Source organism: Chromobacterium sp. INPA-IVC, from assembly GCF_059047085.1.
Genome location: NZ_JBTNLS010000010.1, coordinates 65,449 through 91,757, shown reverse-complemented (window position 1 = coordinate 91,757; position 26,309 = coordinate 65,449). Strand labels below are relative to the sequence as shown.

The 26,309-nt window shown below is 63.2% G+C and carries 26 protein-coding genes, 2 tRNA genes and 1 riboswitch; of the genes, 8 read left to right on the top strand and 20 right to left on the bottom strand.

Annotated features, from left to right (window positions below; genetic code table 11):
* Positions 1-88: 88 nt before the first annotated feature.
* The gene (locus ACX17K_RS19205; protein WP_493776022.1) at positions 89-886 is read right to left on the bottom strand and encodes a Cof-type HAD-IIB family hydrolase; all 798 of its coding nucleotides are present in this window, start codon (positions 884-886) and stop codon (positions 89-91) included.
* A 157-nt stretch (positions 887-1,043) separates the two neighbouring features.
* Between ACX17K_RS19205 and ACX17K_RS19200 the strand changes: the two genes are divergently transcribed.
* On the top strand, positions 1,044-2,243 hold the full coding sequence (locus tag ACX17K_RS19200; protein WP_493776021.1) for an MFS transporter: 1,200 nt from the start codon (positions 1,044-1,046) through the stop codon (positions 2,241-2,243).
* 68 nt (positions 2,244-2,311) lie between these two features.
* Here ACX17K_RS19200 and ACX17K_RS19195 read toward each other — a convergent pair.
* The 6 genes from ACX17K_RS19195 to hppD all read right to left on the bottom strand — a co-directional run bounded on the left by ACX17K_RS19195 (position 2,312) and on the right by hppD (position 6,750).
* Positions 2,312-2,387 (bottom strand) — tRNA-Phe (locus ACX17K_RS19195).
* Between the two features lie 6 nt (positions 2,388-2,393).
* Positions 2,394-2,469, bottom strand: a tRNA-Phe gene (locus ACX17K_RS19190).
* A gap of 156 nt (positions 2,470-2,625) precedes the next feature.
* The gene (gene maiA / locus ACX17K_RS19185; RefSeq protein ID WP_493776020.1) at positions 2,626-3,270 is read right to left on the bottom strand and encodes a maleylacetoacetate isomerase; all 645 of its coding nucleotides are present in this window, start codon (positions 3,268-3,270) and stop codon (positions 2,626-2,628) included.
* Positions 3,263-4,240: a fumarylacetoacetate hydrolase family protein gene (locus ACX17K_RS19180; protein WP_493776019.1), complete on the bottom strand. Its 978-nt coding sequence runs from the start codon at positions 4,238-4,240 to the stop codon at positions 3,263-3,265. Before ACX17K_RS19180 ends, maiA begins: the two co-directional genes overlap by 8 nt.
* A gap of 181 nt (positions 4,241-4,421) precedes the next feature.
* Positions 4,422-5,552: a homogentisate 1,2-dioxygenase gene (locus ACX17K_RS19175; protein WP_231152997.1), complete on the bottom strand. Its 1,131-nt coding sequence runs from the start codon at positions 5,550-5,552 to the stop codon at positions 4,422-4,424.
* 121 nt (positions 5,553-5,673) lie between these two features.
* Complete coding sequence (gene hppD, locus ACX17K_RS19170; protein WP_493776018.1) at positions 5,674-6,750, bottom strand: 4-hydroxyphenylpyruvate dioxygenase; 1,077 nt, start codon at positions 6,748-6,750, stop codon at positions 5,674-5,676.
* Positions 6,751-7,173: 423 nt separating this feature from the next.
* Here hppD and ACX17K_RS19165 point away from each other — a divergent pair, with 423 nt between their 5' ends.
* Positions 7,174-7,659: an Lrp/AsnC family transcriptional regulator gene (locus ACX17K_RS19165; RefSeq protein ID WP_463089987.1), complete on the top strand. Its 486-nt coding sequence runs from the start codon at positions 7,174-7,176 to the stop codon at positions 7,657-7,659.
* Between the two features lie 60 nt (positions 7,660-7,719).
* Here the strand turns inward: ACX17K_RS19165 and ACX17K_RS19160 are convergent, their stop codons facing one another.
* From ACX17K_RS19160 to ahcY, 3 genes are all read right to left on the bottom strand, one after another.
* Entirely contained in the window at positions 7,720-8,265 is a 546-nt protein-coding gene (locus ACX17K_RS19160) for a TIGR00645 family protein (protein ID WP_493776017.1), read from the bottom strand.
* A gap of 52 nt (positions 8,266-8,317) precedes the next feature.
* A complete protein-coding gene (gene metF, locus ACX17K_RS19155) occupies positions 8,318-9,154 on the bottom strand; it encodes a methylenetetrahydrofolate reductase [NAD(P)H] (protein WP_021476518.1) in 837 nt (278 codons plus the stop codon).
* A gap of 123 nt (positions 9,155-9,277) precedes the next feature.
* Positions 9,278-10,678 (bottom strand): adenosylhomocysteinase, encoded by a 1,401-nt coding sequence (ahcY, locus tag ACX17K_RS19150; protein WP_166441139.1) that lies wholly within the window; start codon positions 10,676-10,678, stop codon positions 9,278-9,280.
* Between the two features lie 72 nt (positions 10,679-10,750).
* Positions 10,751-10,842, bottom strand: a riboswitch (S-adenosyl-L-homocysteine riboswitch).
* 89 nt (positions 10,843-10,931) lie between these two features.
* Here ahcY and ACX17K_RS19145 point away from each other — a divergent pair.
* Entirely contained in the window at positions 10,932-12,506 is a 1,575-nt protein-coding gene (locus ACX17K_RS19145; protein WP_493776016.1) for a histidine kinase N-terminal 7TM domain-containing protein, read from the top strand.
* A gap of 49 nt (positions 12,507-12,555) precedes the next feature.
* Here ACX17K_RS19145 and metK read toward each other — a convergent pair whose 3' ends face one another.
* Positions 12,556-13,725 (bottom strand): methionine adenosyltransferase, encoded by a 1,170-nt coding sequence (gene metK, locus ACX17K_RS19140; protein ID WP_493776015.1) that lies wholly within the window; start codon positions 13,723-13,725, stop codon positions 12,556-12,558.
* A 76-nt stretch (positions 13,726-13,801) separates the two neighbouring features.
* On the opposite strand from metK, the gene ACX17K_RS19135 reads away from it, so the two are divergent.
* From ACX17K_RS19135 to ACX17K_RS19115, 5 genes are all read left to right on the top strand, one after another.
* Positions 13,802-14,695: a lysophospholipid acyltransferase family protein gene (locus ACX17K_RS19135; protein WP_493776014.1), complete on the top strand. Its 894-nt coding sequence runs from the start codon at positions 13,802-13,804 to the stop codon at positions 14,693-14,695.
* The gene (locus ACX17K_RS19130; protein ID WP_493776013.1) at positions 14,692-15,558 is read left to right on the top strand and encodes a lipid A biosynthesis lauroyl acyltransferase; all 867 of its coding nucleotides are present in this window, start codon (positions 14,692-14,694) and stop codon (positions 15,556-15,558) included. The genes ACX17K_RS19135 and ACX17K_RS19130 overlap by 4 nt, the downstream gene beginning before the upstream one ends.
* A 128-nt stretch (positions 15,559-15,686) precedes the next feature.
* Positions 15,687-16,355, top strand: a complete 669-nt coding sequence (locus ACX17K_RS19125) for a CsgG/HfaB family protein (protein WP_493776012.1) — start codon at positions 15,687-15,689, stop codon at positions 16,353-16,355.
* Between the two features lie 32 nt (positions 16,356-16,387).
* Entirely contained in the window at positions 16,388-16,756 is a 369-nt protein-coding gene (locus tag ACX17K_RS19120; RefSeq protein ID WP_493776011.1) for a DUF4810 domain-containing protein, read from the top strand.
* 9 nt (positions 16,757-16,765) lie between these two features.
* Positions 16,766-17,425, top strand: coding sequence for a DUF799 domain-containing protein (locus ACX17K_RS19115; protein ID WP_493776010.1), 660 nt, complete (start codon positions 16,766-16,768; stop codon positions 17,423-17,425).
* A 62-nt stretch (positions 17,426-17,487) separates the two neighbouring features.
* Here ACX17K_RS19115 and ACX17K_RS19110 read toward each other — a convergent pair whose 3' ends face one another.
* The 9 genes from ACX17K_RS19110 to nuoH form a co-directional block, all read right to left on the bottom strand.
* Positions 17,488-18,222 (bottom strand): ribonuclease T2 family protein, encoded by a 735-nt coding sequence (locus tag ACX17K_RS19110; RefSeq protein WP_493776009.1) that lies wholly within the window; start codon positions 18,220-18,222, stop codon positions 17,488-17,490.
* Between the two features lie 147 nt (positions 18,223-18,369).
* Positions 18,370-18,666 carry a DUF2818 family protein gene (locus tag ACX17K_RS19105; RefSeq protein ID WP_115616878.1) on the bottom strand — a complete coding sequence of 99 codons (297 nt, stop codon included), beginning with the start codon at positions 18,664-18,666 and terminating at the stop codon, positions 18,370-18,372.
* 10 nt (positions 18,667-18,676) lie between these two features.
* A complete protein-coding gene (nuoN, locus tag ACX17K_RS19100) occupies positions 18,677-20,131 on the bottom strand; it encodes an NADH-quinone oxidoreductase subunit NuoN (RefSeq protein WP_493776008.1) in 1,455 nt (484 codons plus the stop codon).
* A gap of 21 nt (positions 20,132-20,152) precedes the next feature.
* The gene (locus ACX17K_RS19095) at positions 20,153-21,652 is read right to left on the bottom strand and encodes an NADH-quinone oxidoreductase subunit M (protein WP_021476506.1); all 1,500 of its coding nucleotides are present in this window, start codon (positions 21,650-21,652) and stop codon (positions 20,153-20,155) included.
* 40 nt (positions 21,653-21,692) lie between these two features.
* On the bottom strand, positions 21,693-23,729 hold the full coding sequence (gene nuoL / locus ACX17K_RS19090; protein WP_493776007.1) for an NADH-quinone oxidoreductase subunit L: 2,037 nt from the start codon (positions 23,727-23,729) through the stop codon (positions 21,693-21,695).
* Between the two features lie 33 nt (positions 23,730-23,762).
* Complete coding sequence (gene nuoK / locus ACX17K_RS19085; RefSeq protein ID WP_011134506.1) at positions 23,763-24,068, bottom strand: NADH-quinone oxidoreductase subunit NuoK; 306 nt, start codon at positions 24,066-24,068, stop codon at positions 23,763-23,765.
* Between the two features lie 28 nt (positions 24,069-24,096).
* Positions 24,097-24,741, bottom strand: a complete 645-nt coding sequence (locus ACX17K_RS19080; protein WP_021476504.1) for an NADH-quinone oxidoreductase subunit J — start codon at positions 24,739-24,741, stop codon at positions 24,097-24,099.
* A 9-nt stretch (positions 24,742-24,750) separates the two neighbouring features.
* Positions 24,751-25,230 carry an NADH-quinone oxidoreductase subunit NuoI gene (nuoI, locus tag ACX17K_RS19075; protein WP_199776295.1) on the bottom strand — a complete coding sequence of 160 codons (480 nt, stop codon included), beginning with the start codon at positions 25,228-25,230 and terminating at the stop codon, positions 24,751-24,753.
* A gap of 29 nt (positions 25,231-25,259) precedes the next feature.
* The gene (gene nuoH, locus ACX17K_RS19070) at positions 25,260-26,306 is read right to left on the bottom strand and encodes an NADH-quinone oxidoreductase subunit NuoH (protein WP_021476502.1); all 1,047 of its coding nucleotides are present in this window, start codon (positions 26,304-26,306) and stop codon (positions 25,260-25,262) included.
* Positions 26,307-26,309: the final 3 nt, after the last annotated feature.

The following is a 26,309-nucleotide window of genomic DNA, read 5'->3' as shown; positions in this document are numbered from 1 at the left end:
ACTCCAAAAAATAATCCAAGCAAACAGCGATAAGAATATGGACATACCTCTTACAGCTCTACAACCTAACCAAGAATGATAACTGGATCTACAAAATAAACAGCTCTCGCAAGTGCAGCGCCACGCCCGACTCCGCATGGCTGCCGATGCGCCGAGCCTGCGGCAGCATGTCGCTCAGCCTCGGATGGGCGTTGCCCATCACCCGCGGGTGCCCTGCTGCCCGCAGCAGCTCGATGTCGTTCTGGCCGTCGCCGAAAGCAAGGCACGCCTCCGCCGGGATGCCCAGCCGCTCCAGCACCAGTTCCAGCGCATGGCCCTTGGACACGCCGGCCGCCATCACCTCCAGGCAATGTTCCAGCGAGAACGTGATATAGAGCCTGTCGCCGAAACGCTCGCGCAGCCTGCGCTCCACGCCCAGCAAATGCTCGTGCGGCGCGATGTACAGCACCTTGCCCACGCCCGCGCCGTCATGGCGGGCCAGATCGCACACCCGATACGCGGTGCCGGAGTCCTTGTGCATGTCCAGCAGTTCCTGGCAGGGCTCGCTGATCAGCCACTCGTCGTCGAGATAGAAGTTGACGATGGCGCCGGCGGCGAACTCCGGCTGCGAAATGACGCGCACCAGTTCCGCGTCGATATTCCGCCGATAGATCAAGGCATCGTCCGGATCATGCACCCGCGCGCCGTTGGACGTGATCAGATGGGCGCGCACGCCCAGCGCCTGGCGGATGCCCCTGACGTCCAGGTAATGGCGGCCGGTGGCGAGGGCGAACCCCACGCCGCGCTTCTCCAGACGCTGCAGAGTGGAGGCGGTCAACGGGGTCACGGCGTGATGCTGGTCCAGCAGGGTGCCGTCCAGATCGGAGGCGATGAAACGATAAGGCATGAGAACTCCAGCGCGAAACGAGCTTCCGATTATACGCCGTCGAATCTGGCCCACTCGGCGACCGTCCTAGAATTGACAAAGACATATGGCCTGGATAACTTGACCTATCGGCACAATCCCCCGCAAATACGCGGAAAACCACAAGGAGAATTCCCCCATGGCCAATCGATACGGCCAACTTTTCCGCACGCCGGGCGTTACGGCGCTGGCGCTGGCCGGCTGGGTGGCGCGCCTGCCCAGCACCATGGTGGGGGTCGGCATCATCACCATGCTGTCGTTGACCCGGGACAGCTACAGCCTCGCCGGATCGGTGGCCGCCACCTTGATGCTGGCCACCGCCCTGCTGACGCCGCAAGTGTCGCGGCTGGCCGACCGCTACGGCCAAAGCCGGGTGCTGCCGCCGGCCACCGGCATCGGCGCTCTCGCCCTGCTGGCGCTGGTCCTGTGCAGCCGCCTGGACGCGCCGCATTGGACGCTGTACCTGTGCGCGGCGCCGGCGGGCTGCCTGCCCAGCATCCCGGCGATGACGCGCGCCCGCTGGGCGAAGCTGCTGGAAGGCCAGACGCTGCTGCCGACGGCGTTCGCGCTGGACAGCGTGCTGAGCGAGATAGCTTTCGTGATGGGCCCGCCGCTGTCGATAGGCCTGTGCATGGCCTGGTTTCCCGAAGCCGGTCCGCTGACGGCCGCGCTGCTGATCTTGTTCAGCGTCTTCGCCCTGCTGCGTCAGAAAGCCACCGAACCGCCGGCCCACCCCGCCACACCGGGCAGCGGCCGGTCCGCGCTCTTCCTGCCGCCGGTGCCGGTTCTCGCCCTGCTGATGGGCACGCTGGGCGCCATCGCCGGCATCATCGATGTCGCGGCGGTGGCTTTCGCCAAGGCGCAAGGCTCGCCGTCCGCCGCCGGCTGGGTGCTGGCGCTGTACGCGCTGGGCTCCGGCATCGGCGGGCTGGCCTTCGGCGCGCTCAAGCCGGCCATGCCGCTGGGCAGGCTGTTGCTGTGCTGCTGCGCGGCCACGGCGGCCAGTTCCGTCTTCATCTCACTGGCGCCGAACGTTTTCTGGCTGGCGGCGGTGATGCTGCTGTCCGGACTGTCTTTCGCGCCGACGCTGATCGTGGCGATGGAAATGGTGGAGAAAGCCGTGCCGCGCGCGCGGCTGACCGAGAGCCTGACCTGGCTGGTCACCGGCATTCTGCTGGGCGTGGCCGGCGGCGCGTCCTTGTGCGGCCTGACGATCGATGCCTACGGCGCCCGCGCCGGACTGAGCCTGACGCTGGCGGCGGGCGCCTGCGCGCTGCTGATCGCCGCCGCCCTGCCCCGCGCGCCCTCGCCCAAAAACGCCGTGGAGGACGCCTGCTGAGGCTGCCGGGCGCCATCCCGGCGCCCAATGCAAAAAGCCGAACCCTTGCGGATTCGGCTTTTTTAATCTGGTGGCCAGTCGCGGAATCGAACCACGGACACGCGGATTTTCAATCCGCTGCTCTACCAACTGAGCTAACTGGCCTTGCTGTGGTGGCCAGTCGCGGAATCGAACCACGGACACGCGGATTTTCAATCCGCTGCTCTACCAACTGAGCTAACTGGCCACTTCTACCTTCAGCGCTACCGCGCCGTCAGAGCCACGCATTTAATCAGAGGACGCCATTCGCGTCAAGGAATAATTGCAAAAAAACAGCCTGTCGCCGCCCTGTGAAAACAAGCGGCCCGGCCGCTCTACGCGGCCGGGCCTTCAGATCAAAGACTTACATCGCGTCCGGTTGGCGGGACGGATGCGCTTCGGCGAATGCCTGCAAATGCTCCAACTCGTCGGCGACGCGGACGATGTTCGGATACGGCGCCAGATCCACGCCGAAACGGCGGGCGCTGAACACCTGCGGCAGCAGGCAAACGTCGGCCAGCGTCGGCTCATCGCCTGCCGCATAGCGGCTCGGCGACTCGGCCAGCTGCTTTTCCAGCGCGTCGAAGCCGGTGCGGATCCAGTGGCGTATCCACTCGGCCTTGCCCTCCTCGTCCTTGCCGTACTCGGTCTGCAAATACTTGCCGACCCTGGTGTTCTGCAAAGGATGGATGTCGGCGGCGATGGCCAGCGCCAGCGAGCGGACCCGCGCCCGCGCCGCCGGATCGGCCGGCAACAGCCGCGGCGTGTCCGGGTAAGCCTCGTCCAGGTATTCGCAGATGGCCAGCGACTGCGCGATCCTGACGCCGTCGTCGTCCAGCAGCGGCACCAGGCCTTGCGGGTTGATCGCCAGATACTCGGCGCTGCGCTGCTCGCCCTTCAGCAGGTTGATCGGCTGATAGCGGTAATCCAGCCCCTTCAGGTTCAGCGCGATGCGCACCCGGTAGGCGGCGCTGGAACGGAAATAACCGTACAGCACGCGATCAGTCATGTTTCACCACGGTCTGTTCGATCACGCCGAAGATGCTGTCGCCGGCCGCATTCTTCATCTCGATGCGCACCGTGTCGCCCACCTTCATGAACGGCGTCTTCGGCGCGCCCTGCTCGATGGTTTCTATCATCCGTTGCTCGGCCAGGCAGCAAGAGCCGACCGAGCGGTCCTTGTTGGAGATGGTGCCGGAGCCGACGATGGAGCCGGCGACCAGCTCGCGGGTCTTGGACACGTGGGCGACCAGTTGCGGGAAGCTGAATTGCATCTCCACGCCGCAATCAGGCTTGCCGTAGAAAGCGCCGTTGTAATCGACCAGCAGCGGCAGGTGCACCTTGCCGCCGTCCCAGGCGTCGCCCAGCTCGTCCGGGGTGACGGCGACCGGCGAGAAAGCGGTGGCCGGCTTGCTCTGGAAGAAGCCGAAGCCCTTGGCCAATTCCGGCGGAATCAGACCGCGCAAGGTCACGTCGTTGACCAGCATCAGCAGGCGGATGTGCTTGGCGTCGGCCGGCGCGCCCAGCGGCACGTCGCCGGTGACCACCGCCACCTCGCCCTCGAAGTCCAGCCCCCAGGCCTCGTCGCGCAGCGGGATGTCGGCCGTCGGCGCGAGGAAGGCGTCGGAACCGCCCTGGTACATCAGCGGGTCGGTGTAGAAGCTTTCCGGCACCTCGGCGCCGCGCGCCTTGCGCACCAGCTCGACGTGGGTCAAATAGGCGCTGCCGTCGGCCCATTGGTAGGCGCGCGGCAGCGGGCTCAGGCAACGCTTGGAATCGAAGGCGACCTCGTCCGGCACCTTGCCCTGGTTCAGCGCGGCGTAGACTTCCTTCAGGCGCGGCTCGGCCTGCGCCCAATTGTCCAGCGCGCCCTGCAGCGTGGCGGCGATGGCGGGCACCGCCACGGCGCGGGTCAGATCGCGGCTGACAACCATCAGCTGGCCGTCGCGGGTGTGGTTGTGGTAGGTGGCTAATTTCATCTTGATGTTCTTTCTGCCAACAGGCAGTGACGCGCTTGCTTGGTATTTAAATGCTTAACGCAGCTTGAGGAGCATTTCGTCGCGAGCGGCCCGAGGTCGAAGCGAGACGCGCAGCTGTACAAGTGGTACAGCGAGCATCGCAGCTTCGAGATCGGCCCGCGCAGTAGAAATGAACTCAAGCTCAAACTTTGGGCTTCCAGCTGTCCACGTATCCTTGCCACTCCACGCTGGCCAGCCCCGGCCCCTGCTCCAGCGCGTCGCGCGCGTCTATCATCACCGCCACTTCGTCGGTGAACTTCTTCGGGTCGGTCATCGCCTTGGCGAAAGCCTTCGGGTGCGGGCCGTGGGTGAAACCGGCCGGGTGGAAGGTCAGCATGCCGGGCTTGATGTTGTCCCGGCTGAAGAAGTCGCCGGCGTGGTAGAAGATCACTTCGTCGTAATCGTCGTTGTTGTGATAGAACGGCACCTTCAGCGCGCCCGGGTCGGACTCGATCGGCCGCGGCACGAAGGTGCAGATCACGAAGCCGTCGGCGACGAAGGTGGTGTGCGCCGACGGCGGCAGGTGGTAGCGGTGGCTCATCAGCGGGCGGATGTCGCGCCAGTTGACGCGCGCCACCGACAGATTGCCGTGCCAGCCGATGGCGTCCAGCGGGTTGTACGGGTAGGTGACGGTGGACAGCGCGCCGCGGCGCTTGATCACCACCTGCCATTCGTCCTCGGTCTGCTGCGCCTTGAAGGCGTCATCGATCGCCGGCACTTCCAGCACCGCCTCGTCGAAGATCGCGTGCGGGCCGACCAGGCCCTTTTCCGGCAGCTGGTAGGCGCCGTTGCTGGTTTCCACCAGCAGCATGGTGGTCGGGCTGGCCGGCTCGATGCGCCAGCTGGTGGAGCGCGGCACCAGGATGTAGTCGCCGTCGCGGTAGCTCAGGTGGCCGTAGTCGCAGAACAGCTCGCCGCTGCCGGAATGGATGAACAACAGGTCGTCGCCATCGGCGTTGCGGAACAGCTGGGTCATCGCCTTGTCGCAGCGCCAGATCCGCAGCTTGCACTGGGCGTTATGCAACACCAGCGGCGCGTCCCACGGCGCCGGCGTGCCGTGCGGCAGCTCGTTCAGGTCGAAGGCGCGCGGGCGCAGCGGACCTTCCCAGGCGCTCCAGCCGGTCGGCGGGTGTTTGTGGTGCAGATGGGTGGCCGGGCCGAAGAAGCCGCTGCGGCCCACTTCGCGCTCGTAGATGGCCTCGGCCGGGAAATCGGCGTGGGCCTGCCGCGAGATGGTGCCTTCGCGGTGCGGGTAACTGATCCATTTACGCATTTTGGATGTCCTGTCGGCGCGGCCGGCGACGCACAGACCGCGCCATTGCATGATGTACATACGGCAAGACGCCGCGGCGCCCGCCCGGAAGTCCGGAGTCGGCCGCCGCGGCGGGAATGGATCAATCGGCCTTCAGCACGCCGCGGCGGATCTGGTCTTCCTCGATGGACTCGAACAAGGCCTTGAAGTTGCCTTCGCCGAAGCCCTCGTTGCCCTTGCGCTGGATGATCTCGAAGAAGATCGGGCCGATCACGGTCTCGGTGAAGATCTGCAGCAGGATGCCTTCCACCGGCGCGCCATCGATCAGAATGCTGTTCTTGTGCAGGCGGGCGACGTCCTCGCCGTGGTCCGGCACGCGGCTGTTCACCTTCTCGTAATAGGTGTCCGGCGTATCCAGGAAGCGGGTGCCGCGCGCCTTCAGCGTTTCCACCGTCGCGTAGATGTCGGCGGTGGTCAGCGCGATGTGCTGGATGCCTTCGCCGTTGTACTGGCGCAGGAATTCCTCGATCTGGCTCTTGTCGTCGGACGATTCGTTGATCGGAATGCGGATCTTGCCGCAGGGGCTGGTCATCGCCTTGGACACCAGGCCGGTCAGCTTGCCTTCGATGTCGAAGTAGCGGATCTCGCGGAAATTGGCGATGCCGGTGTAGAAATCGGCCCAGGTGGCCATATTGCCGCGCGCCACGTTGTGGGTCAGGTGGTCGATCTCGGTCAGGCCGACGCCGTACGGATGCTGGTCTACGCCCTCCAGCGGCACGAAGTCGATCTCGTAGATGTCCTTGTCCTTGCCGTAGCGGTCGACGAAATACAGCGCGGAGCCGCCGATGCCTTCCACCGCCGGGATGTTCAGCTCCATCGCGCCCACCGGACGCTGGTAGGGCTTGGCGCCGTGCGACAGCGCGTACTCGTAAGCCTTGGCGGCATCCTTGACGCGCCAGGCCATCGCACAAGCCGACGGGCCGTGCGCCTTGGCGAATTCGCTGGCCGGCTGGCTACGCTCGGCATTCAGAATGAAGTTGATGTCGCCCTGGCGGTACAGGCGCACGTCCTTGCTGCGATGGCGGGCAACCTCGGTGAAGCCCAGCGACAGGAACAACTGGTCCAGCTTCTCCACGCCCTCGGCATCGGGAGCGGTGTATTCGACGAATTCGAAACCGTCGGTGGCGAGCGGATTTTGCAGCATGGCTTCCATTTTCATCTGTTTCTCCTCTGTTTATAGCCCCATATCTGTCAATGACGGCATGGACTATCAATTTTCATTCAGACTTTGTAAACGTGCGCAGACGATCCGCGTTATGTAAGCTGACCGCATGCCTATCCGCAGGGCGGAAGGAACGGTTCGACGGGGCGGGAGGAAGCAGAGACAAGGGGAAGCGGAGTGCGCGTTGGGACGCGCGCGCGCCGGTGCCGGACGCTGATGGCGGTACGGCTTGGCTCTCCTCCGAACAAATCGTTGTCTGCTGTCACACACCATCGACATGCATCGGCAGTCTTGCGCTGCCGTTTGCGATTTAGGCTTTTTATTCTATGGAAAGCGGGCGGCAATTATCTTGCTAAATAGATTTTGCCGAGCGATATTGAGGAATAAAATGTCTCAACAAACCGATTATCAGGAGAAAATATGCCAAGTCTCACATTAGATAAGACAGACTTGCGTATTCTGGCCGAGCTGCAGCTTGACGGCCGGTTGACCAACGTCGAGCTGGCCGAACGCGTGGCGCTGTCGCCGTCGCCCTGCCTGCGCCGACTGAAGCAACTGGAAGAGTCCGGTGTGATCCGCCAGTACGTCGCCCTGCTCGACCCCGCTCACATCGGTTTAGGCCTGCAGGCCTGGGTGCGCGTCACGCTGGAAAAACGCGGCAATATGCATTTGCAGAGCTTCATCGACGCGGTGCAAAACTGGCCGGAGGTGATCAACTGCTTCGCGATGACCGGCGAGATGGATTACCTGCTGCAGGTGTATTTCGAAGACATGGAGCACTTCTCGCGCTTCGTGATGGACGAGCTTCTCCAGCATCCAGGCGTCGAGGACGTGAAGTCCAGCTTCGTGCTGAAGGAGATCAAGCGCACCACCGCGCTGCCTCTGGGACAGATGCGCGGCCTGTAAACGGCGCGCGCCCCAAAAACAAAACGGCCCCAAAGGGCCGTTTTGTTTTGGCTGCGCCGATCAATCGCGCTGGTGGTGGGCGGTGGCGCTGGCCAGCAGCTTGTCGGTGTAGGCGATGGCCGCCGCCGACAGCAAGAAGGCCAGATGCAGGAACAGCTGCCACTTGATGGTGTGCTCGTCGATGCGGCTGGCGTTGATGAAGGTCTGCAGCAGATGGATGGACGAAATGCTGATGATGGCCATCGACAGCTTCACCTTCAACACCGAGGCGTTGACATGGTCCAGCCATTCCGGCTGATCCGGATGAGTATCGATGCGCAGACGCGACACGAAAGTCTCGTAGCCGCCCACCGTCACCATCACCAGCAGATTCGCGATCATCACCACATCGATCAGGCCCAGCACCGCCAGCATGATGTCGGTCTCGGTCAGGTGGTTCAGCCCCTCCAGCAGCTCCCACAGCTGGGCTAGGAATTTCCAGGCGTACACGCCCTGCACCACGATCAGGCCCAGATAGATGGGCAATTGCAGCCAGCGGCTGCTGAAAATGACTTGGCCCAGCAGCGATTTGCGGGGCGCAGTTTGAACGGCTTGTTGGTCTTGCATCAGCTTTCCTGTCATTCGCGGCTGCGGGCGGCCTCGCGCCGCCCGCTCGCCGTCACAGGCCCAGCCTCTGCCAGATGGTGGAGACCAGGCCCGCCTGGTTCAATGTGTAAAAATGCAGACCGGGCGCGCCGCCTTGCAACAGGCGGTCGCACAGCTCGGTCACCACGTCCAGCCCCAGCGCGCGGATGGACGCGGTATCGTCGTAATAGGCCTGCATGCGCAGGCGCAGCCAGCGCGGCACTTCCGCCCCGCACATGTCGGAGAAGCGGCACAGCTGGCCGAAATTGGAGATCGGCATGATACCCGGCACGATGGGAATGTCCACCCCGCGCGCGCGCGCTTCGTCGACGAAACGGAAATAGCTGTCGGCGTTGAAGAAGTACTGGGTCATCGCGGAGTCGGCTCCGGCCCGGACCTTGCGCACGAAGTTGGCGAGGTCGTCCTCGGCCGAGCGCGCCTGCGGATGGAATTCCGGATAGGCCGCCACCTCGATGTGGAAATGGTCGCCATGCTCGGCGCGGATGAACTCCACCAGCTCGTTGGCGTAGCGGAATTCGCCGGCGGCCACCATGCCCGACGGGATGTCGCCGCGCAGCGCCACTAGGTGGCGGATGCCGTTGCCGCGGTATTCGTTGAGGATGGCGGCGATGTTCTCGCGGGTGGAGCCGATGCAGGACAGGTGCGGCGCGGCGGCCTGGCCTTCGCTGCGAATCTCCAGCACGGTGGACAAGGTGCCGTCGCGGGTAGTTCCGCCGGCGCCGAAAGTCACCGAGAAGAACTGCGGCTTGAACTGGGCCAGCTGCTGGCGCGTGGTGCGCAGCTTGGCCACGCCCTCAGGCGTCTTGGGCGGAAAGAATTCGAAACTGAAGGTGCGCGGCGTCTGTGTCATGGTGGTCCTCTCTATCGCTGTCCTGGCTGCCGGCCTCTGTGTGCCGTTGATCGTCTGGCTTGCCCGAAAAAAAACGGACAGCACCATTCTATGAGGGCTGTCCGTTTCGCCTTGGTTCAATAATCAATAACGATAGTGATCCGGCTTATAAGGCCCCTGCTTGGGCACGCTGATGTAGGTAGCCTGCAGGTCGGACAATTCGGTCAGGCGCGCGCCGATGCGGGAAAGGTGCAGACGGGCGACCTTCTCGTCCAGGTGCTTGGGCAGCACGTAGACTTTCTTTTCATACTGATGGCCGTTGGCGAACAATTCGATCTGCGCCAGCACCTGGTTGGTGAAGCTGTTGGACATCACGAAGCTCGGGTGGCCGGTGCCGCAACCCAGGTTCACCAGACGGCCTTCGGCCAGCAGGATCACGCGCTTGCCGTCGGGGAAGATGATGTGGTCGACCTGCGGCTTGATGTTTTCCCACTGGTACTGGCGCAACGACGCGACTTCGATCTCGCTGTCGAAGTGGCCGATATTGCAGACGATGGCGTTGTTGCGCATCTTCTTCATGTGCTCGTGGGTGATCACGCCGACGTTGCCGGTGGCGGTGACGAAGATGTCGGCCTGATCGGCCACCTCGTCCATCCGCACCACGCGATAGCCTTCCATCGCCGCCTGCAGCGCGCAGATCGGATCGATTTCGGTCACCCACACGGTAGCGCCCAGGCCGCGCAAGCTTTGCGCGCAGCCCTTGCCTACGTCGCCGTAACCCAGCACCACCGCCACCTTGCCGGCCACCATCACATCGGTGGCGCGCTTGATGCCGTCGACCAGGCTCTCGCGGCAGCCGTACAGGTTGTCGAACTTGGACTTGGTGACCGAGTCGTTGACGTTGATCGCCGGGAACGGCAGCTGCTTGTCCTTCTCCAGCTGGTACAGCCGGTGCACGCCGGTGGTGGTTTCCTCGGTGACGCCCTGGATATGCTGCAGACGCTTCGAGTACCAGTGCGGATCTACCGCCAGATGGCGCTTGATCGACGCGAACAGCGCGGTCTCTTCTTCATTGGTCGGATGGGCGATCACGCCGATGTCCTTCTCCGCCTTGCTGCCCAGCATCAGCAGCAACGTGGCGTCACCGCCGTCGTCCAGGATCATGTTGGCCGGCTGGCCTTCGGGCCATTCGAAGATCTTGTGGCTGAATTCCCAGTACTCATCGAGGCTCTCGCCCTTGAACGCGAACACCGGAATATCGGCGGCGGCGATGGCGGCGGCGGCGTGGTCCTGGGTGGAGAAGATGTTGCACGAGGCCCAGCGCACTTCGGCGCCCAAAGCCGTCAGCGTCTCGATCAGCACCGCGGTCTGCACCGTCATGTGCAGGCTGCCGGCGATGCGCGCGCCGCGCAGCGGCTGCGCGGCGTGGTATTCGTCGCGCGTCGCCATCAGGCCGGGCATCTCGGTCTCGGCGATGTTCAATTCCTTGCGCCCCCAACCGGCAAGCGCAATGTCAGCTACATGGAAATCAGAAAAGTCAGCCATCGTGAAGCGTCCTTGTTCACGCGGCCGGCCAGGATGCGGCCCACCCGTCACCCCGTGCCGCCACGGTCATGAGTCAGGTGAGCGCCGTTGGGTCGCTGGCTGATGAAACGGCCGGCGGCTGCCCGAGCCTGGGGAGAAGACTCCTCGCAGCGCTCCTCGGGTGACCGGGACATTATACCCAGTCGAATCGGAAAAGGTAGGACTTGTCATGTCAAAGCGATAAACTAAGGGCTTGTCCTCCCACCGGACCGCCATGAGTTTCGTGTTCACCCCGCTGGCCGCCTTATCCGGCCTGGCCGCGCTGCTGGCCGCCGCCATCAGCGTCATCGCCTGGAGCCGCAGGCGATTCGCCGGCGTGCGCTGGCTGGCGCTGCTGATGGCCTCGGTCGCATTTTGGGCGGCCGGCGCGATGTGCGAACTGTCCGTCACCAGCATAGCCGCCAAGCTGTTCTGGTCCAAGGTGGAATACCTGGGCACGCTGAGCACTCCGGTGCTGTTCCTGCTGCTCGCGCTGGACTACAACCACATCTCGCTGCGGCGGCGCGGGCTGGCCCTGCTGTTCGCCGTCCCGGCCCTATGCCTGCTGCTGGCGGCCTGCAATGAATACCACCATCTGATTTGGACCAGCTTCCAGCCCAGCCCCTCGGGCCACAACCTGCTGATCTACGGCCACGGTCCGGCGTTCTGGCTGGGCGTCGCCGGTTATTCCTATCTGATGATGCTGCTGGGCAGCCTGCTGCTGATCCGAGCGCTGCACTACTTCCCCGCTCATTTTCGCGGCCAGTCGCTGACGCTGATGCTGAGCGCGGTCGCGCCGTGGTTCGGCAACATCCTCTACCTGACAGGCGCCTTTCCTCTGCAGGGCCTGGACCCGACGCCGCATTCTTTCGCCTTCACCGGCCTGATCTTCGCGATCGACCTGCTCTACCTGGTGCCGGTGGCCCGCGCCCGCGCGTTCGAAGCCATGGGCGACGGCGTGGTGGTCGTCGATCACCAGCTGCGCATCCTCGACATCAATCCCTCCGGGGTCCACATGCTGGGCGGCGCGCCGGCGGACTGGCCCGGCCAGCCGCTGCCCGCCCCATGGCTGGAGGCCAGCATGCTGGAAACCGGCGCGCATCTGGAGCTGACGACGCCGGACGGCGGCCGCATTCTGGACATCCGCGCTTACGAGATCGAGCCTTTCCACAAACCGGCGCGCACCCGCATGCTGGTGATGCGCGACATCACCCAGCGGCGGCAGGCTGAGGACGCGCTGCGCGAGGCCAATCTGCAATTGACCGATAGATTGGCCGAAATCGAAACGCTGCAGGCGGCGCTGCGCGAGCAGACGCTGCGCGATCCGCTGACGCACCTCTTCAATCGCCGCTACCTGGACGAAACCTTCGAGCGCGAACGCGAGCGCGCCGAGCGCGAGGCGAAGCCGATCGCGGTGGCGATGATGGATCTGGACGATTTCAAGCGCATCAACGACCTGCACGGCCACCAGGTCGGCGACAGGGTGCTGCAGGCGCTGGCCCGATTGCTGCAACAGCAAAGCCGGGCCGCCGACATCGTCTGCCGGCTGGGCGGCGAGGAATTCATGGTGGTGCTGCCTGGCAGCGACGCCGAGCAGGCGCAACAGCGGGTTGAGGCATGGCGGCGCGATTTTCATCGGCTGGAACACGTCGGCGAACATCCGTTCCGCGCCAGCTTCTCCTGCGGCATCGCCGCCCTGCCCGGCAACGGCCGCGCGCTGGACGAGCTGTACCGCCGCGCCGACCAGGCGCTGTACCAGGCCAAGGCGGCCGGCAAGAACTGCAGCGTGCGCGCCGCCAGCGGCCAATAAAAAAACCGCCAGCAGTAACTGGCGGTTTTTTCGACTGCGGCCGGTTAAATCACAGGCCGGCGTCGGCGCGCAGCGCCTCAACCTTGTCGGTACGCTCCCAGCTGAACTCCGGCTCCTCGCGGCCGAAGTGGCCGTAGGCGGCGGTCTTGCCGTAGATCGGACGCAGCAGGTCCAGCATCTGGATGATGCCCTTCGGACGCAGGTCGAAATGCTTCTTCACCAGCTCGACAATCTTCTCGTTCGGAATCCGGTTGGTGCCGAAGGTATCCACCGCGATCGAGGTCGGCTCGGCCACGCCGATCGCATACGACACCTGGATCTGGCACTGGCGGGCCAGCCCTGCGGCGACGATGTTCTTCGCCACGTAGCGGCCGGCATACGCAGCCGAACGGTCAACCTTGGACGGATCCTTGCCCGAGAACGCGCCGCCGCCGTGCGGCGCCGCGCCGCCGTAGGTGTCGACGATGATCTTGCGGCCGGTCAGGCCGCAGTCGCCCATCGGGCCGCCGATGACGAAGCGGCCGGTCGGGTTGATCAGGAACTTGGTTTCCGGCGTGATCATTTCCGGCGGCAGCACCGGCTTGACGATGTCTTCGATCACCGCTTCGGACAGCGTCTTGTGATCGATGTCCGGGCTATGCTGGGTGGACAGCACCACGGTGTCGATGCGCTTGGGCAGGCCGGTGGCGCCGTCGTACACGCAGGTGATCTGGCTCTTGGCGTCCGGACGCAGCCACGGCAGGCGGCCGTCCTTGCGCAGTTCGGCCTGACGCTGCACCAGGCGGTGCGCGTAGTAAATCGGGAACGGCATCAGCGTCGGCGTTTCGTCGCAGGCGTAGCCGAACATCAGGCCCTGATCGCCGGCGCCCTGGTTCAGATCCAGGCCCTCGCCTTCGTTCACGCCTTGGGCGATATCCGGCGATTGCTTGTCGTAGCACGCCATCACCGCGCAGCCGCGGTAGTCGAAGCCCAGCTCGGAATCATCGTAGCCAATGCGCTTGATGGTCTCGCGCGCGATCTTGATGTAATCGATGTTGGCGGTGGTGGTGATCTCGCCGGCCAGCACGACCAGACCGGTATTGACCAGCGTTTCGGCCGCGACGCGCGCATGCTTGTCCTCGCGCAGGATCGCGTCGAGGATGGCGTCGGAAATCTGGTCGGCTACCTTGTCCGGATGGCCTTCGGAGACCGATTCCGAGGTAAACAGGTATTCACTCATTTATTATGCGTTCCCAAAAAATACAAAACCCTGTGATGGTAGAATAGGCCGCTTTCAGATCAAGACCGCCCAGCCTATGTCCAAGCTAATCCAATTGCTACTGACCTTCCTGGCGAGCCTCCCATTATCCTGGCTACAAGGTTTGGGCGCCGCTCTGGGGCGGCTGACTTACCTCGCATCGCCCCGTTTTTCGGCGCGGCTGCGGGAAAATCTTAGTTTTAGTAAAATCTACGAAAACTATCAGCTTTTACCACGGCAAGTCAAACTAGCAGCAGCGGAAACCGGTAAGGGCGCCCTGGAGCTGGCCATCGCCTGGTGCCGCAGCCCGGAAGACATCGCCGCCATGGTCAAGCAGTGCCACGGCTGGGAGCACGTCGAGACAGCCCTGGGGAATGATAACGGCATCATCTTCGTTACGCCACACCTGGGCAGTTACGACATCGCCGGACGCTACATCAGTTCGCGCCTGCCGTTTCCGCTGACTGCCATGTACCGACCGCCCAAGCTATCTTGGCTGGAACCGGTGATGCAAGCCGGCCGCGCGCGCGGCAAGGGCCGAACCGCGCCGGCCACCGCCGCCGGCGTACGCGCGTTGATGAAGGCGCTCAAATCCGGCGAAGCCACCATCATCCTGCCCGACCAGGTTCCCGGCAACGGCGAGGGCGTATGGGCGCCGTTTTTCGGGCGCCCCGCCTACACGATGACGCTGGTGCCCAGGCTGGCGCAAATGAACAAGGTGACCACGCTGTTCTTCGTCGGCGAGCGCCTGCCCGGCGGCCAGGGCTTCGCGGTGCATATCGAACCGCTGGCCCAGCCATTCACCGGCGACAAGGAAGCCGACTGCGCGCAGATGAACGCCCAAGTGGAGAGCCTGATCCGCCGCTTTCCCTGCCAATACCTGTGGAGCTACAACCGCTACAAATGCCCGGCCGGCGTCACCAGGCCGGACGCAGAACAAGGACACGCATGAAAATCGCTTTCGCCCTGCTATGGCTGATCCGCCTGCTGCCGATGCGGGCCATCGGCCTCATCGCCGCCGGCCTGGGCAACCTCGCCTACCTGCTGGCGCGCGGCCGCCGCCGCGTCGGCCTGATCAATCTGCGGCTGTGCTTCCCGGACATGCCGCTGGCCGAACGCAAGCGGCTGATCCGCAAGAACTGCCAGCACATGATACGGCTGGCGCTGGAGTACGGCGTGTGCTGGTGGAGTTCTGCCAAGCGGATCGACAACCTGGTGGACATCAAGAACCTGCATTACGTCACTGAGCTGCGCGACAAGGGCGAGGATGTGATCCTGTTCTATCCGCACTTCGTCGGCTTCGAGATGTGCGTCTACGCGCTTAACCAGTACATCCCGCTAGTCAGCGTGTATTCCCACCAGAAAAACGAGGCGCTGGACAAGCAGATCTACGCCGGACGCCAGCGCTACGACAACGCCTACATCGTGTCGCGCCAGGAAGGCCTGCGCCCCATCATCAAGGCGATGCGCAAGGACCACGCGCCCTTCCTGTATCTGCCGGACCAGGACTTCGGCGTCCGCGACTCGCTGTTCGTCGACTTCTTCGGCGTCAAGGCGGCCACCATCACCGGGATGTCGCGCATCGCCAAGCTGGCTCGCGCCAAGGTGGTGCCGGCGATCCCCCGTCGCGTCGGCGATCGCTTCGAGCTGGAGTTCTACCCGCCCTGGGACAACTACCCCAGCGAGGACATCGAGGCCGACACCCGCCGCATGAACGCTTTCCTTGAAGAGCGCGTCCGCGAAATTCCGGACCAGTATTTCTGGCTGCACAAGCGCTTCAAGAACCGCCCGCAGGGCGAAACGCGCGTTTATTGATCCGGCAGGCCGGGCGCTTGCCCGGCCTCAAATGTCACTCACCTAATCCGATGGCAGTCTTCCAACTTACGGTATATTGTTAACCGCCGTTAACATACGCACACGTATTTAAAACAGGAAGATTGTTAATGATAAAACAAACGCTTTTCACCGCCGCCCTGGCAGCCGCCCTGCTATCCGGCTGCGCCACCGAGTCTTCCCAGACACTCGCGGTCGCGCAGGTCGCCAGCGCCAACAAACCCTACAGCGGTCCGCGCGCGCCGATTTCGGTCGGCAAGTTCGACAACCGCTCCAGCTTCATGCGCGGCATCTTCTCCGACGGCGTCGATCACCTGGGCAGCCAGGCCAAGACCGTGCTGATCACCCATCTGCAGCAGAGCAACCGTTTCAATGTGCTTGACCGCGACAACCTGGCTGAAATCAAGCAAGAAGCCGGTCTGAAGAAGCAAGCGCAAACGCTGAGGGGAGCGGACTACGTGATCACCGGCGACGTCACCGAATTCGGCCGCAAGGAAGTGGGCGACCACCAGCTGTTCGGCATCCTCGGTCGCGGCAAGCAACAGATCGCTTACGCCAAGGTCAGCCTGAACGTGGTCAACACCCAAACCTCCGAAGTCGTCTTCTCCTCCCAAGGTGCCGGCGAATACTCACTGTCCAACCGCGAAATCATCGGTTTCGGCGGCACCGCCAGCTATGACTCCACGCTGAATGGCAAGGTGCTGGATCTGGCCATGCGCGAAGCGGTCAACAATCTGGTCAACGGCATCGATTCCGGCGCCTGGACGCCCGGCAAATAAGCCTCACCCCATACAAAAACAAAACCGAGACAATGAAAACGAAAAACATCAAACCGCATCGCCGCGTGATCGGCCTGCTGGCTGGCTGCGCGCTGCTCAGCGCCTGCGCGACCGGCCCCAAAACCCTCTATCAATGGGAATCGTATCAGCCGGAAGTGTATGAGTACCTGAAAGGCGACGGCGCGGACGCGCAGAAACAGATTTCCGTGCTGGAGGAAGGACTGCAGAAGATACGCGCCAAGGGCAATCAGGAGCCGCCAGGCTATCACGCCCATTTGGGCATGCTGTACGCCAATGCCGGCAACACCGACCGGATGGCCCAAGAATTCGACGCGGAGAAGAAGCTGTTCCCCGAGTCGGCGCCCTATCTGGACTTCCTGATGCGCAAACTGAAAAAATAAGAGGACATCATGCTCAAGCATCTCGTCAAGGCGACGCTGATCGCCTCTTTGGCCGTTCTGGCCACCGGCTGCGCCGGCCCGATCGTCAAGCGCGACTACACCGCCTACAAACAAAGCCACCCGCGGAACATCCTGGTGTTGCCTCCGGTCAATGACTCTCCTGAAGTCAACGCCACCAGCGGCGTGTTGTCCCAGATGAGCTACCCCTTGGCTGAAGCCGGCTACTACGTGGTGCCCGTCGCCCTGATGACGGAAACCTTCAAGCAGAACGGCCTCTCCACCGCCAACGACATCCAGGCAGTCTCTCCGGCCAAGCTACGCGAAATCTTCGGCGCCGACGCCGCGCTGTACACGACAGTCAAGCGCTATGGCGTGCGCTACAGCGTGATAGACAGCGTCGCGGAAGTAGAAGTGCAGACCAAGCTGGTGGACCTGAAGAGCGGCCAGGAGCTGTGGGCCGGCAGCGCCGCCGCCAACAACGCCAACAGTAACAACAATTCAGGCGGACTGGTGGGCATGCTGATCAACGCCGCGATCAAGCAGATCGTCAACAGCGCCACCGACGCCACCTATCCGGTCGCCGGCATGGCCAGCAATCAGCTGCTGTCCGCGGGGCACACGAACGGGATGCTGTACGGCCCGCGCTCGCCGCAATACGGCACAGACTGAGCACCTGGCCTACGGATGGAATAGCCGCCCCGCCTCACGGCCGGGCGGCTTTTTACGCCCTGCTACCACTTGGGCAGCAGGAAGGGCTGGGCGCAGGTGTCCTCGCGCTCCGCCGCCGGCGTATCCATGAAGCTGTCCGCCTCCGGGAAGCTGTCCAGCTTGTCCTTCTTCAGCGTGAACCACAGCTCGGCCAGCACATTGCGTCCCTTGGCGTCCTTGGCGCAGCGCAGCTGCAACGCGCCGCGCTCGGCGGTGGCATAGCCCTTGGCGAATGCGTCCTTCACTTCCGCACCGGTGCGGATCTGGCCGGCCTGGGCGCTCAGATAGCGGCCAAAGTCGCTGTCCACCACCGCTTCGCGCATCTGCAAGGCGGTAGAGAAGAACTCGTTGGCATCGTAGCCGAAGCACTGGACGTGCTTCACGTATTCATGGGTCTGCAAATCGCTGGCGAGCTGCGGCATGGTTTCCTTCAAACGCTGCCTCAACTCTTCCGACAACACCGGAATCGCCAGTACATGCGGCAGCAGCGAGCAGCCCGACGCCCACCATTGCTGCACCTTCACCCCCTTGTCCTCCAGACTCTTGGGCTCCGACGCCCACAAGCCATGCAGACCGATCAATTCCTCCTTGGACTGGCTGGGCAGACAGCCCTCTCCGCCGGCGGCGCAAAAGCCCGGCAGCCAGGCCAGCGCGAAGGTGTAATGGGCGAAATCGCCGTGGCGGGCCGGTTTCAGTTCGTCGGCCTGGGCAACGCCCGCCAGCAGGGCGAACAAGGAAACTGTCAGTAGTTTGCGCATGATGATGACCATTGAGTTTTCACCGCATTTCATGCGGATATAAAATGTCAATTTCATTCAAAATGCGATATTAAGCAAGCAGCCGCAACAAATGACAATAAAAAAGCACTGCCGAGGCAGTGCTTTGTGGTTTGCGCGTTAGCGCGGCTATTGTCCCGGCTTGCGCCAGAAATAGCGGTAGACGAAGCCCGGAAAGGCCGCCACCACGAACAGCGCGAAAGTGGTGACGTAAAACTGCCAATTCTGCGCATGCACCGGCATCGTCTGCGCCTCCAGCAGGCGGGCCAGCAAGCCCACCAGCAGATACAGAACGACGAGCTCCAGCGCCTGCCAGCCGAAATGCTTGCGCGCCACCTTGAACACGCAGGCCACGCGGGCGGTGGCGAACGGCAGGTTGGCGGCAGCCAGGGCCAGCAGCAACAGGATCACGATGCCGGTCTGCATGGCCCAGTCCTTACATCATGCCCAGAGACTGGCGCATCACCTGCGCGCACAGCTCAAGCAGCGACTGCGGCAGGATGCCTACCGCCAGCAGCGCCAGCGCGTTCAGCGACAGCACCAGCTTCATGTCGGCGCGAACGTTGATCGGGGCATTGTCCTGAGCGTCGTCGAAGTAGATGGCCTTGACCACGCGCAGGTAGTAGAAGGCGCCGATCACTGACATCAGCACGGAGAACACGGCCAGCTTGATCATGCCGATCTGCACCACGGCCTGGATCACCGCGAACTTGGCGTAGAAGCCCGCCAGCGGCGGGATGCCGGCCATCGAGAACATGGCCAGCAGCATCAACAGCGCGTACCAGCTGTTGCGGCTGTTCAGGCCCTTCAGATCGTCGATCTTCTCGCATTCGAAGCCCTTGCGCGACAGCGCCAGGATGATGCCGAAGCTGACCAGCGACATCGCCACGTACACCACCGCATAGAACAGCGCGGCGGAGTAGCCCTGCTTGGTGCCGGCCAGCACGCCCAAGAGCAGGAAGCCCATGTGCGAGATGGTGGAGTAAGCCAGCATCCGCTTGATGTTGGTCTGCACGATGGCGGTGATGTTGCCGATGGCCATCGACAGCACGGCCACGATGATCAGCATGCCCTGCCAGTCGCCCACCAGCGCGTCCAGGCCCTGGGCCAGGATACGCAGCACGAACACGAAGGCGGCCAGCTTGGGGGCGGCGCCGACCATCAGCGTGACGGAAGTCGGCGAACCCTGGTAGACGTCGGGCACCCACATGTGGAACGGCACGGCGCCCAGCTTGAAGCTCAGGCCGGCGACGATGAACACCAGGCCGAAGATCAGCAGCACGCCGTTGGCGGAGTGCGACTTGATCGCCTTGGCGATGGCGGCCAGCTCCAGCGAGCCGGTGGCGCCGTAGATCATCGAGATGCCGTACAGCAGCAGACCGGAAGCCAGCGCGCCCAGCACGAAGTACTTCATCGCCGACTCGGTGGCCGGGACGGAGTCGCGCTGCAGCGCGATCAGCGAGTACAGCGCCAGCGACAGCAGCTCCAGGCCCATGTACAGGGTCAGGAAGTGGGACGCGGACACCATCAGGTTCATGCCCAGGAGCGCGAACAGCGACAACGAGAAGTACTCGCCCTTGAACAGGCCGCGGTCGGCGGTGTACTGGCGGCTGTACACCAGCACGATGGCAGTGATGCCATACATCGCCAGCTTGACCAGCGCCGCCAGCGGATCGGCGACGAACATGCCGGAGAACGTGGTCACCGGGTACGGAGTAAAGGTGCATACCTGCGCGACGGCGGCGCCGACCAGGGTCAGCAGCGTCAGGCCGTAGGTGACGCAGCGCTTTTCATCGGAGATGAAAAGATCCAGCATCAGCACCACCAGCAACGCGCCGATCAGGAACAGCTCCGGCATCGCGGGTATCAGGTTGAGATCAGCCCAATTCATTTGTGTGTATTCCTTCCGTCCTTACGGCAGCTTGGTCTGCGCGACGTGCGTGATCAGGTCGTTGACCGCCAGGTGCATCTTGGCGACGAAAGCCTGCGGGTACAGACCCATGCCCAGCACCATCAGGGCCAGGATGGCCAGCACCAGGAACTCGCGCTTGTTGACGTCGGACAGCTCGGCCACATGCTCGTTGGCCACGTCGCCGAAGATCACGCGCTTGTACATCCACAAGGTGTAGGCGGCGCCGAAGATCAGCGTGGTGGCGGCCAGCGCGGCGTACCAGAAGTTCACCTGCACCGCGCCCATGATCACCATGAACTCGCCGACGAAGCCGGAAGTGGCCGGCAAGCCGGAGTTGGCCATCGCGAACAGCATCATGAAGGCTGCGAAGATCGGCATCTTGTTGGCCACGCCGCCGTAGTCGGCGATGTTGCGGCTGTGCACTCGGTCATACATCACGCCGATGCAGAAGAACATCGCGGCGGAGACGAAGCCGTGGGACACCATCTGCACCAGCGCGCCTTCCACGGCCCACTGGTTCAGCTCGCTGCCGGTGAACAGGAACAGGCCCAGGGTCACGAAGCCCATGTGGGAGATCGACGAGTACGCCACCAGCTTCTTCATGTCGGACTGCACCAGCGCCACCAGGCCGATGTAGACCACCGCCACCAGCGACAGGCCGATGATGATGGGCGACAGCTCGCGCGCGGCGTCGGGCATGATGGGCAGGATGAACCGCAGGAAGCCGTAGGCGCCGATCTTCAGCGTGATCGCGGCCAGCACCATGGAGCCGCCGGTCGGCGCTTCCACGTGGGCGTCAGGCAGCCAGGTGTGGACCGGCCACATCGGCACCTTCACCGCGAAGGACATGAAGAAGGCGACGAACAGCAGGATCTGCACCGTCAGCGAAATCTTGGCGATGTCGTGGAAAGCCAGGATCTCGAAGCTCTTGCCAGCCTGGAAGTACAGGTAGATCAACGCCACCAGCATCAGCAGCGAGCCGAGCAGCGTGTACAGGAAGAACTTGATCGACGCGTAGACCCGGCGCGGACCGCCCCAGACGCCGATGATCAGGTACATCGGGATCAGCATGCCTTCGAAGAAGACATAGAACAGGATCGCGTCCAGCGCGGCGAAGGCGCCGTTGATCAGGCCGGACATGATCAGGAAGGCGGCCATGTACTGCGACACGCGCTTCTGGATCACTTCCCAGCCGGCGATCACCACCAACAGCGTGGTGAAGCTGTTGAGCACCACGAACAGCATCGAGATGCCGTCCACGCCCAGGTGGTAGTTGATGTTGAGCGAAGCGATCCACGGCTTCATCTCTTCGAACTGCATGCCGCCGTTCAGGTTGTTGAACTCGGTGAACAGCGGGATCGACAGCAGGAAGCCCGCCAGGGCTCCCGCTACCGCCAGCCAGCGCGCCAGCGGCGCGCGCTGGTCGCCGCCGGTGGCCAGCACTACCAGGCCGGCCAGTATCGGCGTCCAGATCACCAGACTTAACAGATTTGTGAACATAGTCAAACCTATATTGTTATTTCAATCCCGGAATCCGGACTCAGCGCAGGATCAGCGGCAGGAACCACCAGGTCATCAGACCCAGCACGCCGATGATCATCGCGGTGGCGTAGCTGTAGATGAAACCGGTCTGCGCGCGGCGAACCACGCTGGAGAACCAGCCCACCAGCTTGGCGGTGCCGTTGACCAGCAGGCCGTCGATCAGCAGCGTGTCGCCCACCTTCCAGAACAAGGTGCCCAGCGCGCGCGAACCCTTGGCGAACACGGCGAAATAGATCTCGTCCAGGTAGTACTTGTTTTCCAGCAGCTTGTGGATCGGGGCGCACTTTTCCTTGATGGCGGCCGGAATGTGGGGCGCCTTCATGTAGAAGTACCAGGCCACGACGACGCCGGCGATCGCCAGCCACAGCGGCAGCGTGGAGAACGAGTGCAGCGTCATGGCGAAGGCGCCGTGGAACTCGTGCGCCAGCTCTTCCATGCCCGGGTGCGCTTCGTTGTTGACCGCGATCACGCCCTTGAAGAAGTCGCCGTAAACCAGCTTGTCGATGGCGAAGTAACCCACCAGCACCGACGGAATGGCCAGCAGCACCAGCGGCAGCGTCACCACCCACGGCGATTCGTGCGGCTTGTCGTTCGGGCCCAGGCCATGGTGGTGGTCGTGATCGTCGTCATGGCCGTGGCCGTGATGATCGTCCTTCTTCTCCATCCAGCGTTCCTTGCCGTGGAACACCAGGAAGTACATGCGGAAGGAGTAGAAGGCGGTGACGAACACGCCGGCCACGACGGCGAAGTAGGCGAAGCCGGCCGCGGGCAGGTGCGAAGCGGCGACCGCCTCGATGATCGAGTCCTTCGAGTAGAAGCCTGCGAAGAACGGCGTGCCGATCAGCGCCAGCGAACCCAGCAGCGAGGTCAGCCAAGTGATGGGCATGTACTTTCGCAGGCCGCCCATGTTCCGCATGTCCTGATCGTGGTGCATGCCGATGATCACGGAGCCGGCCGCCAGGAACAGCAGCGCCTTGAAGAAGGCGTGAGTCATCACGTGGAACATGGCCACCGAGTACGCCGAAGCGCCCAGCGCCACGGTCATGTAGCCCAGCTGCGACAGCGTGGAGTAAGCCACCACGCGCTTGATGTCGTTCTGGACGATGCCGAGGAAGCCCATGAACAGCGCGGTGATCGAGCCTGCCACCATCACCACGTTCAGTGCGGTGTCGGACATCTCGAACAGCGGGCTCATGCGCGACACCATGAAGATGCCGGCGGTCACCATGGTGGCCGCGTGGATCAGCGCCGAGATCGGGGTCGGGCCTTCCATCGAGTCCGGCAGCCACACGTGCAGCGGGAACTGGGCGGATTTACCCATCGCGCCGATGAACAGCAGGATGCAGGTGACGGTCAGCAGCGACCATTGCTGGCCGGGGATGATCTCGATGGTCTTCTGCGCCAGCGCCGGGGCGGCGGCGAACACGTCGCTGTAGTTCAGCGAGCCGCCGAAGTAGGCCAGCACCAGGCCGATGCCCAGCAGGAAGCCGAAGTCGCCGACGCGGTTGACCAGGAAGGCCTTCAGGTTGGCGAACACCGCGGTCGGGCGCTTGAACCAGAAGCCGATCAGCAGATAGGACACCAGGCCCACAGCTTCCCAGCCGAAGAACAGCTGGACGAAGTTGTTGCTCATCACCAGCATCAGCATCGAGAAGGTGAACAGCGAGATGTAGCTGAAGAAACGCTGGTAGCCAGGATCATCCTGCATGTAGCCGATGGTGTAGATATGCACCATCAGCGACACGCTGGTGACCACCACCAGCATCATCGCGGTCAGCGAGTCGACCAGGAAGCCGACCGAGTACTCGTAGCCGCCGACGGTCAGCCAGGTGTAGACCGGTCCGTTGAACACTTCCGCGCTTCCGTTCAGGAAACCCAGAAGCACCTTGAGCGACAGCGCGGCGGAAACCGCCACGCCGGCTATCGTCACGACGTGCGAGGCGCGCCGTCCGATCGCCCATCCAAACAGGCCCGCAATGATGGAACCCGCCAGCGGGGCGAGTGCAATCAGCAGGTATAAGCTCTTCATATCCATGCTTTTGTGCTTTGTAATGGTTCCGGTTTGCCGTTAGCCCTTGAGGCTGCCCAAGTCTTCAACGTTGATGCTCTGCAGGTTGCGGAACAGCACCACCAGGATCGCCAGACCAATGGCGGACTCGGCGGCGGCAACCGTCAGGATGAAGAACACGAAGATCTGGCCTGCCGAATCCGACAGGTAGTGCGAGAACGCGATGAAGTTGAAGTTCACCGCCAGCAGCATCAGCTCGATGGCCATCAGCAGGATGATCAGGTTTTTCCGGTTCAGGAAAATCCCGAGCACGCTGATGGCGAACAGGATGGCGGCCAGCACCAGAAAGTGAGTCAGTGTCAGCACGTTTCCTCCCTTATTGGTTGATTGGCCGTCAGGCCTGTTGCTCACCGGAATCGGCCTGCTCGGCCTCTTCCACTTTTTTCACGGCGTCCATCTTGACGATGCGGACGCGGTCTTCGCGGCGCACCTTCACCTGGACGGCGGGATCGATCGTCTTGGTGTCCTTGCGCGCGCGCATGGTCAGGCCGATGGCGGCGATCATCGCCAGCAGCAGCACGACCGCCGCGATCTCGAACGGCAGCAGATAGGTGGTGTACAGCTGGCTGCCCAGCATCTTCACGTTGCTGAAGTCGGCGGCCAGCGGCGCGGCGGCCTTGTACTGCGACAGCGCGGCCTGCGGGCTGACCAGGATCAGCGCCATTTCGAACACCATGATGGCGCCGACGGTGGCGGCCACCGGCAGGTTCTTCCAGAAGCCTTCGCGCAGCTTCTCGATGTTGATGTCCAGCATCATCACCACGAACAGGAACAGCACCATCACCGCGCCGACGTAGACCAGCACCAGCGTGATCGCCAGGAACTCCGACTCCATCAGCAGCCAGTGGCCGGCGCTGGTGAAGAAGGCCAGCACCAGGAACAGCGCGGCGTGCACCGGGTTCTTGGCGGTGACCACCCGCACGCCGGCGAAGACCAGGATGGCGGACAGAACGTAGAAAATTACCGTAGTTAGGTTCATGGCCTCCCCTTAGCGATACTTGGCGTCGGCCGCCTTGTTGGCGGCGATTTCGGCCTCGTACTTGTCGCCGATGGCCAGCAGCATCGGCTTGGTGTAGTAGAGGTCGCCACGTTTTTCACCGTGGTATTCGAAGATGTGGGTTTCCACGATGGCGTCCACCGGACAGGCTTCCTCGCAGAAGCCGCAGAAGATGCACTTGGTCAGATCGATGTCGTAGCGCGTGGTGCGGCGGGTGCCGTCGTCGCGCTGCTCGGACTCGATGTTGATGGCCAGCGCCGGACACACCGCCTCGCACAGCTTGCACGCGATGCAGCGTTCTTCGCCGTTGGCGTAGCGGCGCTGCGCGTGCAGGCCGCGGAAGCGCGGCGAAATCGGCGTCTTCTCTTCCGGGAACTGCACCGTGATCTTGCGGGCGAAGAAGTAGCGGCCAGTGACCATCAGGCCCTTGACCAGCTCCACCAGCAGGAAGGTCTTGAAAAAGTTGCGGATCGAATTCATTTTTTCACCTATCCCCTGTCTCAGTGCCAAATGGACAGCGGGGTAAACATCCACACGCCCACCACCAGGATCCACGCCAGGGTCACCGGGATGAACACCTTCCAGCCCAGACGCATGATCTGGTCATAGCGATAGCGCGGGAAGGTGGCGCGGAACCACAGGAAGCAGAACAGCACCATCGACACCTTGATCGCCAGCCAGTGGAAGCCGCCGGCGCCCAGAATGCCCCACGACGCCGGGAACGGCGACAGCCAGCCGCCCAGGAACAGCAGCGCGGTCAGCGCGGCGACCAGGATCATGTTGGCGTATTCGGCCAGGAAGAAGATCGCGAAGGCCATGCCCGAATATTCAACGTGGAAACCGGCGACGATTTCCGACTCGCCTTCCGCCACGTCGAACGGCGCGCGGTTGGTCTCGGCCACGCCGGAGATCAGGTAGACGATGAACAGCGGGAACAGCGGAATCCAGTTCCAGGACAGCAGCGAGCCGCCGCCCATGCCGAACGACTGCTGCTTGACGATGTCGACCAGGTTCAGGCTGCCGGACACCATCAGCACGCCCACCAGCGCGAAGCCCATCGCCAGTTCGTAGGACACGATCTGGGCGGCGGAGCGCATCGCGCCGAGGAAGGAGTACTTCGAGTTGCCCGCCCAGCCGGCGATGATCACGCCGTACACGCCCATCGAGGTCAGCGCCAGGATATACAGCAGCGAAGCGTTGACGTTGGCCACCACCAGGTGTTCGGTGAACGGAATCACCGCCCAGGCCGCCAGGGCCGGTCCGATGGACAGCACCGGCGCCAGCAGGAACAAGCCCTTGCTGGAGTTGGTGGGCAGGATGATTTCCTTCATCAGCAGCTTCACCGCGTCGGCGATGGGCTGCAGCAGACCGAAATAACCGACCCGGTTGGGGCCGATGCGGATCTGCATGTAGCCGATCACCTTGCGCTCGGCCAGCGTCAGGTACGCCACGCAGCCCAACATCGGCAGCACGATGGCGATGATCTTCAGCAGGGTCCACACCAGGAGCCCTGCGTCAGTGCCAAGAATACCTTGCAAGAACTCCATCGT

Bases quoted from the DNA above. Each gene is read 5' to 3' on its own strand.
- ACX17K_RS19205 (WP_493776022.1), bottom strand. From the start codon at position 886: ATGCCTTATCGTTTCATCGCCTCCGATCTGGACGGCACCCTGCTGGAC.
- ACX17K_RS19200 (WP_493776021.1), top strand. From the start codon at position 1,044: ATGGCCAATCGATACGGCCAACTTTTCCGCACGCCGGGCGTTACGGCG.
- maiA (WP_493776020.1), bottom strand. From the start codon at position 3,270: ATGACTGATCGCGTGCTGTACGGTTATTTCCGTTCCAGCGCCGCCTAC.
- ACX17K_RS19180 (WP_493776019.1), bottom strand. From the start codon at position 4,240: ATGAAATTAGCCACCTACCACAACCACACCCGCGACGGCCAGCTGATG.
- ACX17K_RS19175 (WP_231152997.1), bottom strand. From the start codon at position 5,552: ATGCGTAAATGGATCAGTTACCCGCACCGCGAAGGCACCATCTCGCGG.
- hppD (WP_493776018.1), bottom strand. From the start codon at position 6,750: ATGAAAATGGAAGCCATGCTGCAAAATCCGCTCGCCACCGACGGTTTC.
- ACX17K_RS19165 (WP_463089987.1), top strand. From the start codon at position 7,174: ATGCCAAGTCTCACATTAGATAAGACAGACTTGCGTATTCTGGCCGAG.
- ACX17K_RS19160 (WP_493776017.1), bottom strand. From the start codon at position 8,265: ATGCAAGACCAACAAGCCGTTCAAACTGCGCCCCGCAAATCGCTGCTG.
- metF (WP_021476518.1), bottom strand. From the start codon at position 9,154: ATGACACAGACGCCGCGCACCTTCAGTTTCGAATTCTTTCCGCCCAAG.
- ahcY (WP_166441139.1), bottom strand. From the start codon at position 10,678: ATGGCTGACTTTTCTGATTTCCATGTAGCTGACATTGCGCTTGCCGGT.
- ACX17K_RS19145 (WP_493776016.1), top strand. From the start codon at position 10,932: ATGAGTTTCGTGTTCACCCCGCTGGCCGCCTTATCCGGCCTGGCCGCG.
- metK (WP_493776015.1), bottom strand. From the start codon at position 13,725: ATGAGTGAATACCTGTTTACCTCGGAATCGGTCTCCGAAGGCCATCCG.
- ACX17K_RS19135 (WP_493776014.1), top strand. From the start codon at position 13,802: ATGTCCAAGCTAATCCAATTGCTACTGACCTTCCTGGCGAGCCTCCCA.
- ACX17K_RS19130 (WP_493776013.1), top strand. From the start codon at position 14,692: ATGAAAATCGCTTTCGCCCTGCTATGGCTGATCCGCCTGCTGCCGATG.
- ACX17K_RS19125 (WP_493776012.1), top strand. From the start codon at position 15,687: ATGATAAAACAAACGCTTTTCACCGCCGCCCTGGCAGCCGCCCTGCTA.
- ACX17K_RS19120 (WP_493776011.1), top strand. From the start codon at position 16,388: ATGAAAACGAAAAACATCAAACCGCATCGCCGCGTGATCGGCCTGCTG.
- ACX17K_RS19115 (WP_493776010.1), top strand. From the start codon at position 16,766: ATGCTCAAGCATCTCGTCAAGGCGACGCTGATCGCCTCTTTGGCCGTT.
- ACX17K_RS19110 (WP_493776009.1), bottom strand. From the start codon at position 18,222: ATGCGCAAACTACTGACAGTTTCCTTGTTCGCCCTGCTGGCGGGCGTT.
- ACX17K_RS19105 (WP_115616878.1), bottom strand. From the start codon at position 18,666: ATGCAGACCGGCATCGTGATCCTGTTGCTGCTGGCCCTGGCTGCCGCC.
- nuoN (WP_493776008.1), bottom strand. From the start codon at position 20,131: ATGAATTGGGCTGATCTCAACCTGATACCCGCGATGCCGGAGCTGTTC.
- ACX17K_RS19095 (WP_021476506.1), bottom strand. From the start codon at position 21,652: ATGTTCACAAATCTGTTAAGTCTGGTGATCTGGACGCCGATACTGGCC.
- nuoL (WP_493776007.1), bottom strand. From the start codon at position 23,729: ATGGATATGAAGAGCTTATACCTGCTGATTGCACTCGCCCCGCTGGCG.
- ACX17K_RS19080 (WP_021476504.1), bottom strand. From the start codon at position 24,741: ATGAACCTAACTACGGTAATTTTCTACGTTCTGTCCGCCATCCTGGTC.
- nuoH (WP_021476502.1), bottom strand. From the start codon at position 26,306: ATGGAGTTCTTGCAAGGTATTCTTGGCACTGACGCAGGGCTCCTGGTG.